The following is a 15864-nucleotide window of genomic DNA, read 5'->3' as shown; positions in this document are numbered from 1 at the left end:
TTACGCCTCTCGGTCCGTCGATTTGCCGGCCGCAGCCGGATGGCCGGCGAGTTCGGCCGGGGTGTAGTACTTCTCGAGCTCGCCGAGATCGAACAGAGCGAGCAGGTCCGGTCGCATCGGGATCTGTTCCTTCCGAGCGACGGTGACCGTGGGGATCGTGTTGCCCGCAGTGCTCGAATCCAGGGTGCACACCAGCAGAGAGTTGCGCCACGCGGGGTCCATCGACGGGTGATCGTCCCGGGTGTGTCCACCGCGGCTTTCGGTGCGCAGCAGTGCTGCTTGGGCCACGCATTCACTGACCAACAACATGTTCTGCAGGTCGAGCGCGAGATGCCACCCCGGATTGAACTGGCGATGGCCTTCGACGGTCACCTGCTGGAACCTGGCCCGCAGCTGAGCGAGCCGGTCGATTGCCGCGCGCACTTCGTGTTCCTTGCGGATGATACCGACCAGGTCGTTCATCGACTGCTGCAGATCGGTGTGCACGGTGTAGGGGTTTTCCCGATCGGTGTCGGTCGCGGGAGTGAACGGCGCCAAGGCGGCGTCCGCGGCCGCGGCGATATCGGCTTCGGCAATCGACGGACGTGCGGCGAGCTGCTCGACGTAGGCGGCGGCGCCGAGTCCGGCGCGTCGGCCGAATACCAGCAGGTCGGACAACGAGTTTCCGCCGAGCCGATTGGAGCCGTGCATTCCGCCCGCGCACTCGCCGGCGGCGAACAGTCCGGGCACGGTCGCCGCGCCGGTGTCCGGGTCGACCTCGATACCGCCCATCACATAGTGGCAGGTCGGTCCGACTTCCATTGGCTCCTTGGTGATGTCGACGTCCGCCAGCTCCTTGAACTGGTGGTGCATGGAGGGAAGCCGTCGAACGATTTCCTCGGCCGGCATCCGGGTCGCGATATCCAAGAACACGCCCCCGTGTTCGGTACCGCGCCCGGCTTTGACCTCTTCGTTGATCGCGCGCGCGACTTCGTCACGTGGCAGCAGATCCGGGGTACGGCGTGCGGAATCGTTGTCGCGCAACCACTGGTCGGCTTCTTGTTCGGTCTCGGCGTACTGTCCTTTGAACACCGGCGGGATGTAGTCGAACATGAACCGGTCGCCCTCGGTGTTCTTCAGTACTCCGCCGTCGCCGCGCACACCTTCGGTGACCAGGATGCCCTTGACGCTCGGGGGCCAGACCATGCCTGTCGGGTGGAATTGCAGGAACTCCATATTGATCAGCGTGGCGCCGGCCCGCAGTGCGAGCGCGTGCCCATCGCCGGTGTACTCCCAGGAGTTCGAGGTCACCTTGTACGACTTGCCGATGCCGCCGGTCGCCATCACCACCGCGGGCGTCTCGAACAGGATGAAACGGCCGGATTCTCGCCAGTAGCCGAAGGCGCCGGCAATGCGGTCACCGTCCTTGAGCAGTTCGGTGACGGTGCATTCGGCGAATACCTTGATGCGAGATTCGTAGTCACCGGTTTCCGCGAAATCGGCCTGCTGCAGCGAGACGATCTTCTGCTGCATCGTGCGAATGATTTCGAGCCCGGTTCGGTCACCGACATGCGCCAGGCGTGGATAGGTGTGCCCGCCGAAGTTGCGCTGACTGATGCGGCCGTCGGGTGTCCGATCGAACAGCGCCCCATAGGTTTCCAGTTCCCATACCCGGTCCGGCGCCTCTTGGGCGTGCAATTCGGCCATGCGCCAGTTGTTCAGGAACTTGCCGCCGCGCATCGTATCCCTGAAATGCACCTGCCAGCTGTCTTTGTCGTTGGCGTTGCCCATCGCTGCGGCACAGCCGCCTTCGGCCATCACGGTGTGTGCTTTGCCGAACAGCGACTTGCACACCACAGCGACGGACAATCCGTGTTCCCTGGCCTCGATCACTGCGCGCAGTCCTGCGCCGCCCGCGCCGATCACGACCACGTCGTAGTTGTGCCGTTCCACTTCTGCCATGCAGAAAAACTCCTCGGTGAGGCGGTCAGTCGATGAACCGCAGGTCGGAAATCGTGTCGCTGGCGACCAACATGACGTAGAAGTCGGTCAGCACGAGCGTTCCGAGAGTGATCCAGGCCAGCTGCATGTGCCGGGTGTTCAGCTTGGAGACCTGAGTCCAGAACCAGTAGCGCACCGGATGGGCGGAGAAATGTTTCAGTCGGCCGCCGGTGATGTGCCTGCAGGAGTGGCACGACACGGTGTAGGCCCACAACAAGGTCACATTGACCACGAGTACGACATTTCCGAGGCCGAAGCCGAAGCCTCCGGTCCGTCCGTGGAATGCCAGAACGGCGTCGTAGGTGTTGATCACCGAAATCACGACGGCCACATAGAAGAAGTAGCGGTGCACGTTCTGGATGAGCAAGGGAAGCCGGGTCTCGCCGCTGTATCCGGCGTGCGGCTCCGCGACGGCGCAGGCGGGCGGGGACAACCACACGGACCGGTAGTACGCCTTGCGGTAGTAGTAGCAGGTCAGCCGGAAACCCAGAAGAAATGGCAGCGCCACGAAGCCGAGCGGCAGGAAGGCGGGCACCTCACCGAACGGGGTGCCGAAGTGACTCGATCCTTCGACGCACGAGGTGCTCAGGCACGGCGAGTAGAACGGCGTCAGGTAGTGGTACTCCGAGACCCAGTATGCCGTGCGTACGTACGATCTGATCGTCGCGTAGATCACGAATGCTGCCAAGCCCAGCGTGGTGAGCAGCGGGGGGAGCCACCAACGATCGGTGCGCAGCGTGCGTTCGGCGATTCGGGCTCGGGTCGCGCCGAATACGCCGGCGCCCGTATCCGGTGCAGCAGTCGGCGCGGCACTCACCGGTCGATGCCTCGGTGGTCTGGTATGCGGGTGGCCATCGTCATTACCTCCCCAATCGAATGTGATGCTGTGCACCTTACGACACGAGGGCTATCGTGCGAACAGTGCTGGCGTCCGACTATGACGCCATAGCAGTGATTTGCGACACATTCGAGGGGCTCGTGGCCTCCGGTTTCGCATGGGGTCGGTCACGCGGCGGTGCCCATCGTGCTGCGGACCCATCGGACTCCGGGCCTATCCGATTCTGTGCCCCTTGGGCTCTGTGCCCATCGGCCGCCGATGTCGATGGGCACTCGCTCGCCTGCCTACCGCTGCGCTCGTGATATGCGGGCAGGCCTTCAGGTGGTCCTCGGGCGGGAGTGGAAGCCCAGCCCTTCGTCTTGTGCCCCCATCCAGGCGGCCTCATCGGACTTGCTGTCCGGGACGTAGATGACGTCTCGCGCCCGCCGGGGAACCTCCGGAGGAGGCGATTGCTCGATTTCGTCGGTGTCGATGAGCAGCCGCTCCAGGTCGTTCTCCAGTCGACGCACGCTGCCCGCGTCGCCGTACTGGGTGCGTAATGCGCCGATGCACCCCCGCAGCTGGCCGACCGCATAGCGTAGTTCCGCGAATTCGCTGCGTGTCATCGGGACCTCCTGGTACTCGCCGGCGGACACGCGAAGCCGGCGATCGGATCGTCGGTCGCGATCCTCACGCCACGGAACGATGTGACCCACCGAGAAACGTGATCTACAACACAGTACCGAATAAAACAGATATCGGTGGGTGGGTGACCGCAACTCGTAGTTGCCGAAGTATTGCCACACTCAGCAGACGGTGGCGTCCTCCACGGGCACACGCACCGCGATGCACGCTCGTTCGACGAGTTCGGCGATGGACAGCGCGACCTCTTCGGCGCGCTCGAGTATCACACTGTGCCCGGCTCCTTCCAGGCAGACCAGCTCGGAGCCGGCCAGGTGAGAGGCCAAGACCACCGAGTGTGTGAAGGGAACCATGATGTCCGCCGAACCGGCCAGCACCAGCGCTGGGATCGTGCCCAGGCGGTGCAATGTAGCGGTCTCGTCGAAGGTGATCAGGGAATGCAGGAAGCTGGACATCGTCAGCAACGGGGTCTCGCTCAACATCGCCGCAGCCAGCGCTGCCACCCGCGAGTTCACCTTCTTCGTGCCTAGCACGGCTTCGCGCACGACCGGTTGAATCAGGCGTCGAGTGAGGTGTCGAGACGCCTGTGCTACGGCCGGCGCTCGTGTGACGGCGGCCTGCAGGGAACGCACCGCGCGCCGGTTCAGCAAGCGTGCGAGGCCCACCTCGGTGAGTCCGGTCGCTATGCCCGCGAGTAGCCCTATTCCGATGATTCGGCTGCCGATGGCCTCGGGGTGCAACCGCGCATAGGCGAGGATGACCATCGCGCCCATGGAATGTCCGACCAAGATCACCGGGCCGGACGGTGTGAGCGCTCGCAGTATGGCGTCCAGGTCGTGTCCGAGTTGGTCGATGGTGTAGGTCGAGGGGTGCCCGTGCCCGGATTCGCCATGGCCGCGGTGATCGTAGAACACCATCCTGGGGGTGTCTCCCCATCGTCTGAGCAGATGTTCTCGCAGGTAAGACCATGATTCTGTGTGCAGGCAATGCCCGTGCACGAAGACGATCGTGGCCGAGGCGCTGTCGGCGCCGAACACCCGGACCGCGAGCGGAACACCGTCTTCCGCCGAGACCGTGACGCGATGACCGTCGTGGTCGGCAGCACGGCGGGGAAGGGTCGTGGACATGGCGCTCTCCTATAGGCGAGGCGTCTGTTCGGCGCGTCTCACCCAGTAGTCGAGCCAGATTTCCCGCGCGTTAACAGTCGACACTCGGTGTTACCCATCAGTTGCTCAACTGATGCCATCGGAGAACGCAGGGACTGCTGCCTGGGTCGAACGCAGGGACTGCTGCCTGGGTCGAACGCAGGGACTGCTGCCTGGGTCGAACGCAGGGACTGCTGCCTGGGTCGAACGCAGGGACTACTGCCTGGGTCGAAGGAGAGAATCTACGAATTCCTAGCTCTTTCACTAGATTGATGTAGAAATCGGTGTCGAAGGTAGTCCGGTCGGATCGTGCGCGTATCGGCCGATCTAGTGCCTTCTACGGATGACGCGATAGCGCCGGATAGTGTGGCAGCGTCGCCGCTCGTCACGGTCGTGCTGTCGACCGTGACGGCGATGGTCGGTTCAGGCCTGCACGTGTGTGTGGTTGCGGGTCGAGGGGAGGAACGGGCGCAAGAGGTTCGGTTCGGTCGACGCGCCTATCCGCCACTGCGCGATCCACGGTCCGGTTCCCTCGCTCGGATCGAGCACTCCCTGTTCCAGCCACTCGTATCGGCCGTCGAGCACCCCGCGTGTCAGGCTGCTGTCTTCGTCGTCGGTGTTTTCCCACAGCGCATCGAACAGTGCGCGAACGCGCAGCCGCGACTGCCGACAGAAGGTATCGGCCAACTCTTCGGCCGCCCTGCCTTCCGGCGCGCCCGCGGTGCGCAAGGCCTGCGCCCGCACGCAGACCGCCGACATGGCGAACAGTTCCGCGCCGATGTCCACGATCCGACCCAGGAAGTTCTGTCGGTATTCCAGGCCGGCTTGCCAGCGACCCATCGCATACATCAGCGACCTCGCCTGCTTGCGCGCATTGCGCTCGACGAACCGTAGGTGACGTGCCAGCATCCCGAACTCGGCGTAGGCGGCCGGTACGGTGCCTGCCCCCACGGCCAACTGAGGAAACCACTTGGCATAGAACCCGGTCGCGCCGACGGCCGCCTTCGCCTTGTCTTTCAACTCGGCGTGCCGGTCGACCAGCGCACCCGCCGCGGCCATGTGCGCATCGGCCATCTCTCGGGCGATCAGCAAGCGCATGATCTCGCTGGAACCCTCGAAGATGCGGTTGATCCGCAGGTCACGCACCAACTGCTCGGCAGACACGGCGCGTTCGCCGCGCGCGGCCAGTGAGGCGGCCGTTTCGTAACCGCGACCGCCGCGGATCTGTACGAGTTCGTCGGCGATCCGACAGCTCATCTCGCTGGCCCACAGCTTGGCCAGGGCCGCCTCGATACGGATGTCGTTTCGTCCCTCGTCGCACATGGTGGCCGAGAGATCGAGCGTCGCCTCGAGCGCGAAGGCGGTGGCCGCGATGAAGGAGATCTTCTCGCCGACGGCGGCATGCTCGCCGACCGGCCTGCCCCACTGCACCCGCTGCGCACTCCACTCCCGAGCGATCTTCAACGACCATTTCGCAGCCGCAGTGCACATCGCTGGAATCGCCAAGCGGCCCGCGTTCAGCGTGGTGAGTGCGATTTTGAGGCCGTCGCCCTCGCGGCCGATCAGGTTGCGCTTGGGTACTCGCACATTGTGCATTCGCGTGAGCCCGTTCTCGATGCCACGCAGTCCCATGAACGCGTTGCGCCTTTCCACCGTGATCCCCGGAGAATCGGCTTCGACCACGAACGCCGAAATGCCCCCGCGGTGTCCGGCGCTCTTGGGCACTCGAGCCATCACTACCAGCAGCTCGGCGACCACGCCATTGGTGGTCCACAGTTTGACGCCGTCGAGTTCGTAGGCTTCACCGTCGTCGGTCGGTGTTGCGGTACTGGCCATCCTGGCGGGGTCGGAGCCCACGTCGGGCTCGGTGAGCAGGAACGCGCTGACGGCGCCAGCCGCGCAGCGCGGCAGGAACTGCGCCTTCTGTTCTGGGGTGCCTGCCAGCTTCAGCGGTTCCGGGACCCCGATCGACTGGTGCGCCGAGAGGAGAACTCCCAGGCTCGGGTGCGTCGAGCCGGCCAGCATCAATGCCCGGTTGTAGCCGAACTGGGACAGCCCCTGGCCGCCGTACGACTGGGGGATCTTCAAGCCGAAGCAGCCGATTTCGGCGAGACGACCGACGTACTCGTCCGGAATCCGGTCCTCTTCTTCGATCACCGCCCCGTCGAGGGACTCGCACACTGCGCGCAGTTGTGCCAGAAATGCCTCGGTGCGGGCGGCATCGTCGCGGCTGGGCTGTGGGTACGGGTGGATCAGATCGAGTCGGAACCGTCCGAGGAACATTTCTTTGGCGAACGATGGCTTGGCCCAACTCGTTTCGCGGGATTCTTCGACCAGAGCACGGGCCTGTTCTTCGGTGGCGTCGACTTTCGCGGCTGTCGCCATGATGTCCTCCCTCGGAGGTGATCAGAATCACATTCGAGTGTAGGAGGAATAGTTACCGGTCGGTAGATCCAAGACCAAGAGAATCTATGGAATTCTATTGATCTTGAAAGAATAGTGAATAGCGGGCGATCCGTTCGTCGGCCGTGGGACGGCCGAACGAGTGCTCACGCCGAGCGCAGATAGCGACCGAAGTGCGGCACGGTGAAGCCGATCGTGCCTCGTTCGGCCGAGTAGATCAGCCCCTTCTTGATCAGGCCGTCGCGGGCGGGTGACAACGACGCCGGTTTCCGGCCCAGTTCGTTGGCTACCGCAGAGGTGCTCACGGGGCCGTCGTCGCCGGACAGATCGGCCATCGCGCGCATGTATTCGCGCTCGGCGGGCGTTGCCCGCTCGAAGCGAGAGCCGAAGAATCCCACCGCCAGCTCCTCCTCCGCGGTGGGGCCGGCCACGGCGACGTCTTCGGCGGTGATGGGGCTGTCCGGGGCTTGGTCCCAGGTCGCCTTGCCATAGGCCTGCACGAAATATGGGTAGCCATCGGCCTTGCGATACAGCGCGTCCAGTGCCGCGTCGGTGAACTTCACGTCTTCGCGCTGGGCGGGCGCGATCAATGCCCGATCGGCGGATTCTCGGTCCAACCGGTCGATCCGATGGTAGCTGAACAGTCGTTCCGAGTAGCTCTTCGAGGCGGACAGCACAGCAGGTAGGTGCGGCAGGCCCGCACCCACCACGATCAGTGGCGCGGCGTCCTGGCCGAGCTCGTGACACGCGCCGCAGATCGCGGAGACATCCGCGGAGCCGAGGTCCTGCATCTCATCGATGAAGATCGCGATGCCGACGCCGATGTCCTGGGCCAGAGCTGCCGCCTCGACCAGAAGTTCCACCAGATCGATCTCGATGTCACCGGAATCTGCCCGGCCGCGTACCGCCGGGACGTCGATGCCGGGCTGCCACCGCTCCCGCATCCCTTTGTCCGCGGTGGCCCGGAGCGCGAACGCCTTCAGGATGCCGAGAAAGTCATCCACTCGTTCCGGATTGCGGTGCGCCATGGCAATCGCTCGCACCGCCATGTGCAACGCCGAGGCCAGCGGACGACGCACGTCTCGGTCCGGTCGCGCCTCGATCTTTCCGGTCCCCCACCCGCGCGAAATCGCAGCCGATCGAAGCTGGTTGAGCAACACCGTCTTTCCGACGCCACGAAGTCCGGTGAGCATGACGCTGCGTTCTGGGCGGCCGCGCGCAATGCGCTCGAGCACGATGTCGAATGCTGCGAGCTGCCCGTTGCGCCCGGCCAATTCGGGTGGACGCTGGCCCGCGCCGGGTGCGTACGGATTACGTACAGGGTCCATGCCCCGAGACCGTAGCGCGTCGACTCCGAAGAATCTGCCCTTGTCCGGGGCGTGGCCCAGACGGCCCGTCCGATCACCAGCGTCCTACCCGAACGGTGAGGGCTCGAACGGTGAGGGCTCGAACCGGCGGGTCCGAACCATGTGGGTCGGCTATTGCTTCCGTCCGCTGGACAACCACGCGTGGGCATCGTAATCTCTTCGTGACTTCGTGGAACAAGTTGCTCGGGCAGATGAGCGACGCCACTGGTTACCGCCTCAGCGGCATTCGGGGCCAATCGGTTTCGGCGGTCGCGCCGGGGACCCGGAGGTCGTCTGGGAGCGTGCGCGGCAGGGCCGGTCCAATCGGTCCAGTCGACCCGGTCGGTGGGAAACAGCAAGATCGGAGACACAGCTCGGTGGGTAAACACAGCTTGCAGCGGGATTCTCGGGTTCCGAATTCCGTCAAGGGCGCGCTCGTCATGGGTGCGGTGGCCGCGACCGGCGCGATGCCTGCGATCCCGGCTATGGCCGCGACCATCAGCGTCCCGGGCATCGGCGACTTCGAAGTCCCGGTCCCCGAAGAATTCGAACCCGCGGTCGAGCAACTCAACGACCAGATCCAGCAAGCGCTCGGTGCGCCCCCGCCGGCGGTACCACAGGACCTCGGGTTGCCGGAGGCGCCACAGGCTCTCGGGCTTCTACCGGGGCTGTTCGGCGAACCCAGCACCGCCGGTGACGTTGCTCTGGAGGCGGCCAGGACCAAGATCGGTGCCCAGTATTCCTGGGGTGCAGCCGGTCCCGTCTCGTTCGATTGTTCCGGACTGGTCCAATGGGCTTTCCGACAGGCAGGCATCGAACTGCCTCGCACCAGCTTCGAGCAGTCCCACGTCGGTGCGCCGGTGGCATACCGCGACATGGCGCCCGGGGACATCGTCATCACCAACGGCGGCGGCCATGTGGGCATCTATGCGGGCGACAACCTCTTGCTGAACGCGGTCCAGGCGGGGCAGCCGGTGACCTACACGTCCCTGCGTCCCGACATGGTGGTCACCGCACGCCGTATTCTCTAGGGGTGGCTCGCGCTGGATCCCCTGTTCGCAGCACCGACAACCAGGCCCGTGTCGATTCATGGACGTGGGCGGTGCGGCTGTTCAAGACGCGATCCGCTGCTGCCGAAGCCTGCCGCGGGGGGCACGTTCGAGTCAACGGCTCGACAGCCAAGCCCGCTCAGGCCGTGCGTCCCGGTGACGAGGTGCGTATTCGTGCAGGCGGCGTCGAGCGCATCGTCATAGTGGAACGAATCATCACCAAACGTGTCGGTGCCCCGATCGCTGCACAATGCATGATCGATCGCAGTCCGCCGCCTCCCTCACAAGAAATCCAGGCGAGCATGCCGCGCCGAGATCGGGGAGCGGGGCGGCCCACCAAGCGTGAGCGCCGCGACATCGATCGCCTCTTGGGCCGCACCGAGCACTGAGCTGCCCGTAGGGCGTGGGGTCAGGATGCTTCGCGCATCGGCGCGTGGTGGTCATCGGACGCCAGCATGGACGCCAGACGCGTTGCCATCGGCGACGACATGGCGGCGTGGGCGGGGTCCAGCGCCAGCAGTCGCGACTGCTCGCAGTGCAGGGCCCGGGACAGCACGGCTTTGCCTCGGGTGAGTTCGTTTGCCTGGTCGCCGGCTCGTTCGGAATGGGTTGCCACCGCGGCCCGATTCCACAGACCCCAGCCGATGCTGATGATCCGCCTGTCGGGATCGCACCCGGCCACTGCGTCCACAGCAGCGTCGGCCGCCGCGTAGGCGCTGTGCCCCGGGGCTCCGAGGGTACCGCTCATCGAGGAGAACAACAGGACGAAGTCGGTTTCGTCGGGTGCCGTGAGCTCGATCAGGTTGCTCGCCGCAATGGGTTTGGGCGAGAACATCCGGGCGAGCTGGCGTGCTGTGACCGTATCGAACGCACCGTCCTCCAGTGCGTCCGCGGCATGCACCACGCCGCGAATGGTGCAACCGTAGGCTCGGACGTCATCGAGTGCAGCGGTCAACTCGTCCCGATCGGAGGCATCGCAGCGCATCACGACGAGGCGGTCCTCGACGCCGTCCAGTAGTGCGGGCACCGGGCGGGGCGCACGCGTCAGCACGATCACATCTCGGGCGCCGGCGTCGAGCAACCAGCGCACAGCGACCGAGCCGAGCCTGCCCAGACCGCCGGTGACGACATACGTGCCGTTCTCGTCGATGCTCGTGCCGGGTAGGGCCTGTTGCCGAGCGAGCACGAATCGTCGGGTGGCGACCGAGCCGGCGGACAGGCGTAGCTCGTCGGGAACCGTGCCGTGCGCAGCGGTCACCACCCGACGTAGCAGCGGAACGCTCGCCGGGTCGGTGTCGGTCCAGGCCAGACGTATCGTCCGGCTCGACTCGAGTTGTAGCGAGCGCACCAGACCCGCGAGCGCCGCCCAGCCGACCGCGGAACTTGTTCCCTTCAGGTGTGTCGCTTGCGTGGTGGCAGCGGGCCACGGCAATACGAGGGTCATGGACGCGACAGCCTCGATGGCGCATATTTGCTGGAGCAGCGCCAGGACATGACCCGTGGATGTCGTCAGCTGCTCGCCCTCGATCGTGCTACCCGGGCAGACCACCACGGCGAATGCCGCGTCCGTGCGGCCGGCCAGCATGGTGGTGACGAGTTCACCTGCCTCGTGGGGGTCGTGCGCGATTCGCTCGGTCGGAATGGTAGCGCCCAGCGCCCGCTCCAGCTGCCCGGCCAGATCGGTGGCGCCGACCACCAGCGCGTGTCCCAGCAGGTCCTCGAACGCGTCACCGAGTCCGACCGAGTCGAGTTCGCGAGCTTGCCACGTCTCCTGGTGTATCGGTGTGGCCGGCGTATCGGGCACACGTCGTTCGCCGATTCCGGGTGCGAAATCGGCCTCGACACAACGAATGTGTACCCCGGAAAAGGCGACGCAGGGCACTCCGTGCTGGTCGGTCGCGATGACATCGCCGACCAGTTCGGTGTCGGCCCGCTCGCGGATCGAGGCGTGTACTTCGAATACGTGGCGGTCGGGTTCCTTGGACAACCATACGGAGTCCACGCCGAGCGGCACCGGAATCGATCTCGCGGGCAGCTCGTCGAATACCGCCGCAGCAAGCACCTGCAGGCATCCGTCCAGTGTTGCGTCGCGGTGCAATTCGGTGGAGTCGAGCAGGCCGAGGGCCCGTCCCGTTCCGGCAGCGATGCCCCGCAATGTGCGAAAGCGCGGGCCGTACTCGAGCCGCCGATGGCGGAGTTCTTCGTAGAACACGCTGGTGGCGATGATGCGCATGTGATGTCGGGCGGCCCGGTTTGCATCGACCACCCGCATCCATGCGACGATATCCGCGGGTGTGGGGTCAGCGGCGAGCTGGGCCGAAGCCAGCGTCCTGGTACCCGTGACCTCCACCCGCACGCTTTTCTCGGCTCCGGCCAGGTGATACACCACCTCCGGCAGTGTGTCCGGGCCGGTCCTTTCGTGGACGACGAAGTCGACGAGTGTGGCCGCAGCGGCGGCCTCGTGCGCCAGACGAAGGAGCCTACGCAACCAGAACACGGTGGGTACCGTGTGCTCGCCGCGTACGACATGATCGGTGAAATCCTCTGCGGTGAAGGCGGATTCCGCCGCGTGCGTGCTGGGAAGACCCGGTGTCGGTAGCGGAAATTTCCGCCTGCGCCACTGCCGCGGCGACGGCGGGTGGAACGGGCCGAGCGCCGACCAGTCGACCGCCCGCCCGGCCAGGTACAGCTGGGCCACGCAGGTGAGGAACCCGCCCGTCTCGTCGTCGGGCACCGTCACCGAATGCGTGCTCTCACGCAGGTTCGGGTGTTCGCGCACCGCGGAGACCAACTGAGGACGAGGGGAGATCTCGAGCACGGTGGCGACACCGTCGTCGCTGGCGCGCTCGATCGTGGCGGCCAAATCCGCGGTGGCCGTGATGTTGTCTGCCCAATAGTCATGGTTCATCGCCGCGGTGGTGAGCTCGGCGCCCTGCCGGATCATCGAATACACCGGCACACGCGGCGCCAGCGGGGTGATCTCACTCAGTGCCGCGACAAACGCCGGGAGCATCCCCGCGACCTGCGGGTGGGGTGCAGCGAAGTCGCTCGCCGATCGGCGAGCGAGCAACCCGCGGCGGGTGGCACGGCGCAGTAGGGCGGCCACGTAGCGTGGCGTGCCGGACACGACCACCGACCGAGGACTATGAACTGCGGCGATGCCCACCTCCCTGTGCATGGGCTCCACCAGTCTCGCGACGTCGTCTCGGGCAGCCTCCAGCACGGCCATCGCTGCGCGACCATCCACGTGTGCAAGGGTTGCGTCGCGCGATACGGCTACCCGTGCCGCGTCCCTCATGGTCAGCGCGCCGCCGGCGACTGCCGCGGCGACCTCGCCGGCGCCGTACCCGGCAACGGCATCGGGACGAATACCCCACGTGGCCAACAGCTTCACCATCGCCACATGGAAGGCGAACAGGGCCGGCTGCACCCATTCGCCGGTACGCGCGTCCGTGGAGGCAACGAAGCCGTGCCCAGGAGCCCAGATCTGCGGTCCCCCGGCTGCGACCAGCGCTTCGGTTGCTTCGGCGAGCCCGTCGGCGAACGCCGGATACTGGGCCGCCAGCGCCTGCCCCATCGTTGCGTGCTCGCCGCCCTCACCGGAGAACAGAAACATCAGTCCGCCGTGGCGGTGGACGGACCGTGGGCCGAATACCCTTTCGGAGCACCTGCTTTCGTTATCACTACCGGCGAGTTCGCGCAGCAGATGTACCGCGTCGTCGTGATCGTGTGCCAAGACGGCGGCCCGGATGCGCTCGGGCCGCCGTCGTGCGGCGCCAGCCGCGAATGCGTGCAGCGGCAGGCGTGTGGCAGCCAGCGTGTCGGCCGCCCGCTGGGCGTGCTCGCGCACCTGCGGGGCATCGCGTGCCGTCAACGCAAGCAGTACCGGAATTCGCGCAGTTCGCTCGCGCGGCGACGGATCTACTCCGCGCAGTACGACGTGTCCGGTGGCGCCACCGAATCCGAACGAGCTGACACCGGCCACCCGTTCGGACGCGGGCACATCACGCCAATCCACCCGCTCGGTCGGCACGCGCAGCCCCCGCGCACCCGAACGCAACAGCGGGTGCTCGGGATGCACGTTGATCGTCGGCGCGATGACGCCGTGCTGGATGGACAGCGCGGTCTTCACCAAGCCGGTGATTCCGGCAGCGGCTTCGCAGTGTCCGATGTTGGACTTCAGCGACCCGATCCACAGCGGATCTGCCCTACCGTCACCCGCGACAGTGGCCAGTGCGTCGATCTCCACTGCATCATCGACAGTCACACCGGCGGCATGACATTCGATGTAGCCGGCCGCACGGGGCGACAATCCGGCGCGCGACCACGCTGTGCGCAGGATGTCGCGCTGTGCGCGTTCGTTGCGCGTCGAGGGATCGGTACTCACCGACCGGGCATCGGACACCGATGCGTCGGTGTGCTGTCCGTTCGATCCGAGAGCCGATGCGATGATCTGTGCGTACACGCGGTTGCCCTCGCGGAGTGCGTCGGTGATCGGCTGCAGGACCACCACCGAACAGCCGTCGCTGCGGGCACAGCCGTCTGCGGTGATGTCGAACGGCGTCGATCGCCCGCGAGGCGACGGAAATTCGCGGTGGGCGGGGCCGTTCGAAATGATTTCCGGCGCAACCAGTTCGACGCCGCCGACGATGGCGAAGGGTGCAGTACCGTCGGCAAGTAGTCGCACCGCGAGGTCCACTGCGGTGAGCGAGGACGAGCCCGTGGTATCGATCGCCAGACTGGGTCCGCGCACATCCAGTGCCGAGGACACTCGGCTGGCGATGAGTCCGAGTGCGGGACCGGCGACCGCGTCCGCGGCGTCGTGTCCGACGCGCCGCGGCATCGCAGTGCCGCGGTCGGCCCCGGACGCACCGAATACGACCGCCGCATTCGATCCGCCTGCGCGATAACCGATGCCGGCGTCGTCGAGCGCGTCCATCGTGACCTCGAGCGCTAGACGCTGTCGGGGATCCATGGCGGCAGCTTCGCGATCGGAGATCGCGAAATACTCGTTGTCGAACCACTCGACATCGTCGAGGTAGCCACCACGTCGCGTACCCGGACGGCCCGGCGGTGGCGTCGATGTGGCGTCGCGGCCGGCGAGCAGTAGCTGCCAGAATTCGTGGGTGTTCGCCGCTCCGGGCAGTCGGCAGCCGATCCCGATGATGGCAATGGGTGGATGCGAGCCGCTGGCGTCGGTGAGGGCGCCGCTCATCGCATCGCGAGACTGCGGACGTCGAACACGGTGTGTGTAGCGGCTCTCGCGCGAGGATCGTCACGGTGCTCGGCGGGGTGGGCTCGGGGACCGATCGCCGTGTCGTCGCCCTGCACTCCCCTGCGACTGTTGCGTTCCTTGCGACTGCGCCGAAGACTGGGCCGCATCGCATCCTCCCTCCCCGTCGCCCGGCTGTCGTCACCCACGGTACCTCCGCGATTATGCCCGAGAATCCGCCCGGAGCAAGGCACATTTCCGCAGCCTGCCAGCTCTTTCGCGAACCATGGCCATCGGTTACCGTGACAGGGTGACCAAGCCGGACACCAGCGCCGAGCGCAGTCCGATCCTGCCCACGGTGCTCCACTGCTGCACCGCCCTGGCGGCAACGCCGGGCCGTTTGCTACGGCCGCGCCGCGCCGATACCACGCTGTTGGCCAACCTCGATGTGCGTCCGGTCCCCACTGCGAGTGTCGCGGTCGGGCTCACCGTCCTGGCACAGGCGACGATCTCGATGCCGACCACTCTCGTAGCCGAGGGGGTGCGCAGCCTGGGAGCAACACCGCTGATGATGGCCGCGTTCGTGGTCGAGCACCCGAAGGCGCGTTTCCTGGTGGATCCTGCCCTGTGCGCCGGAGTACACGACCGTGTACTGCCCGAGCTGCCATTTCCGGTGTCGTACCTCGTCGCGCCGAACAAACCGGTACGCGGGTTGGCCGAAGCGCTCGCCGAGTACGGTCTCGCGGGTGAGCAGATCGACTTTGCCGTGCCCACTCACCTGCACTGGGATCACGTCTCGGGCTTGGTGGAGTTGCCGTCCTCGGTGGAGCTGCGACTACCCGCAGTCGAATACGACTGGGCGATGGGCGGCACCCACGCCCCGGTCGGCGTGGCTCGTGGACCGTTGCGTGGCCGTGCGTACGACCGCTTCGAGCTGGACGGCCCACCGGTATTGACCTTTCCCCGCAGCAAAGACCTGTTCGATGATGGATCGGTGGTGCTGGTGGATCTGGCGGGACACACACCGGGCAGCCTCGGGGTGCTGCTCGCGGTGGACGACGGCAGTCGGGTGCTGCTGGTGGGCGACGCCGTCTGGACCAAGCTGCAGGTCGATCTGCTGCGCGAGAAGGCACCGATGCCGGGCAAGCTGTTCGACGCCGATCGCGACGCGGCCTTCGCCACCATTCATCGCTTGCACGCACTACCCGAAGGCATCGAACTCATTGCCGGCCACGACTACGAGGCCCTCGCTGCACGTGCGGCCGCCTAG

10 protein-coding genes are annotated in these 15864 nt (G+C 66.1%); 3 read left to right on the top strand and 7 right to left on the bottom strand.

The genetic code is table 11. The features are described from left to right. The 6 genes from K940_RS0100280 to K940_RS0100255 form a co-directional block, all read right to left on the bottom strand. Positions 1–1941 (bottom strand): fumarate reductase/succinate dehydrogenase flavoprotein subunit, encoded by a 1941-nt coding sequence (locus K940_RS0100280; RefSeq protein ID WP_028475869.1) that lies wholly within the window; start codon positions 1939–1941, stop codon positions 1–3. Between the two features lie 25 nt (positions 1942–1966). Further along, positions 1967–2797 (bottom strand): hypothetical protein, encoded by an 831-nt coding sequence (locus K940_RS0100275; protein ID WP_028475868.1) that lies wholly within the window; start codon positions 2795–2797, stop codon positions 1967–1969. 338 nt (positions 2798–3135) lie between these two features. After that, entirely contained in the window at positions 3136–3423 is a 288-nt protein-coding gene (locus K940_RS0100270) for a hypothetical protein (RefSeq protein WP_028475867.1), read from the bottom strand. A 180-nt stretch (positions 3424–3603) separates the two neighbouring features. Next, entirely contained in the window at positions 3604–4566 is a 963-nt protein-coding gene (locus K940_RS26405; protein ID WP_036527017.1) for an alpha/beta fold hydrolase, read from the bottom strand. Between the two features lie 441 nt (positions 4567–5007). Beyond that, positions 5008–6969 (bottom strand): acyl-CoA dehydrogenase family protein, encoded by a 1962-nt coding sequence (locus K940_RS0100260; RefSeq protein WP_028475866.1) that lies wholly within the window; start codon positions 6967–6969, stop codon positions 5008–5010. Positions 6970–7133: 164 nt separating this feature from the next. Continuing rightward, a complete protein-coding gene (locus K940_RS0100255) occupies positions 7134–8315 on the bottom strand; it encodes an AAA family ATPase (RefSeq protein WP_028475865.1) in 1182 nt (393 codons plus the stop codon). A 395-nt stretch (positions 8316–8710) separates the two neighbouring features. Between K940_RS0100255 and K940_RS0100250 the strand changes: the two genes are divergently transcribed. Then, positions 8711–9364, top strand: a complete 654-nt coding sequence (locus K940_RS0100250) for a C40 family peptidase (RefSeq protein ID WP_036527015.1) — start codon at positions 8711–8713, stop codon at positions 9362–9364. 2 nt (positions 9365–9366) lie between these two features. Then, positions 9367–9771 carry an RNA-binding S4 domain-containing protein gene (locus K940_RS0100245; RefSeq protein ID WP_028475863.1) on the top strand — a complete coding sequence of 135 codons (405 nt, stop codon included), beginning with the start codon at positions 9367–9369 and terminating at the stop codon, positions 9769–9771. A 20-nt stretch (positions 9772–9791) separates the two neighbouring features. On the opposite strand, the gene K940_RS26400 is transcribed toward K940_RS0100245, so the two are convergent. Then, entirely contained in the window at positions 9792–14597 is a 4806-nt protein-coding gene (locus tag K940_RS26400; protein ID WP_036527012.1) for a type I polyketide synthase, read from the bottom strand. 307 nt (positions 14598–14904) lie between these two features. On the opposite strand from K940_RS26400, the gene K940_RS0100230 reads away from it, so the two are divergent. Continuing rightward, entirely contained in the window at positions 14905–15864 is a 960-nt protein-coding gene (locus K940_RS0100230) for an MBL fold metallo-hydrolase (RefSeq protein WP_231390196.1), read from the top strand.

The sequence above is a fragment of the Nocardia sp. CNY236 genome, from assembly GCF_000482385.1.
Taxonomy (GTDB): Bacteria; Actinomycetota; Actinomycetes; order Mycobacteriales; family Mycobacteriaceae; genus Nocardia.
The sequence above is the reverse complement of the archived record's forward strand: the minus strand, read 5'-3'. Positions and strand labels throughout refer to the sequence as shown.

Bases quoted from the DNA above. Each gene is read 5' to 3' on its own strand.
- K940_RS0100270 (WP_028475867.1), bottom strand. From the start codon at position 3,423: ATGACACGCAGCGAATTCGCGGAACTACGCTATGCGGTCGGCCAGCTG.
- K940_RS0100255 (WP_028475865.1), bottom strand. From the start codon at position 8,315: ATGGACCCTGTACGTAATCCGTACGCACCCGGCGCGGGCCAGCGTCCA.
- K940_RS0100260 (WP_028475866.1), bottom strand. From the start codon at position 6,969: ATGGCGACAGCCGCGAAAGTCGACGCCACCGAAGAACAGGCCCGTGCT.
- K940_RS26405 (WP_036527017.1), bottom strand. From the start codon at position 4,566: ATGTCCACGACCCTTCCCCGCCGTGCTGCCGACCACGACGGTCATCGC.
- K940_RS0100280 (WP_028475869.1), bottom strand. From the start codon at position 1,941: ATGGCAGAAGTGGAACGGCACAACTACGACGTGGTCGTGATCGGCGCG.
- K940_RS26400 (WP_036527012.1), bottom strand. From the start codon at position 14,597: ATGAGCGGCGCCCTCACCGACGCCAGCGGCTCGCATCCACCCATTGCC.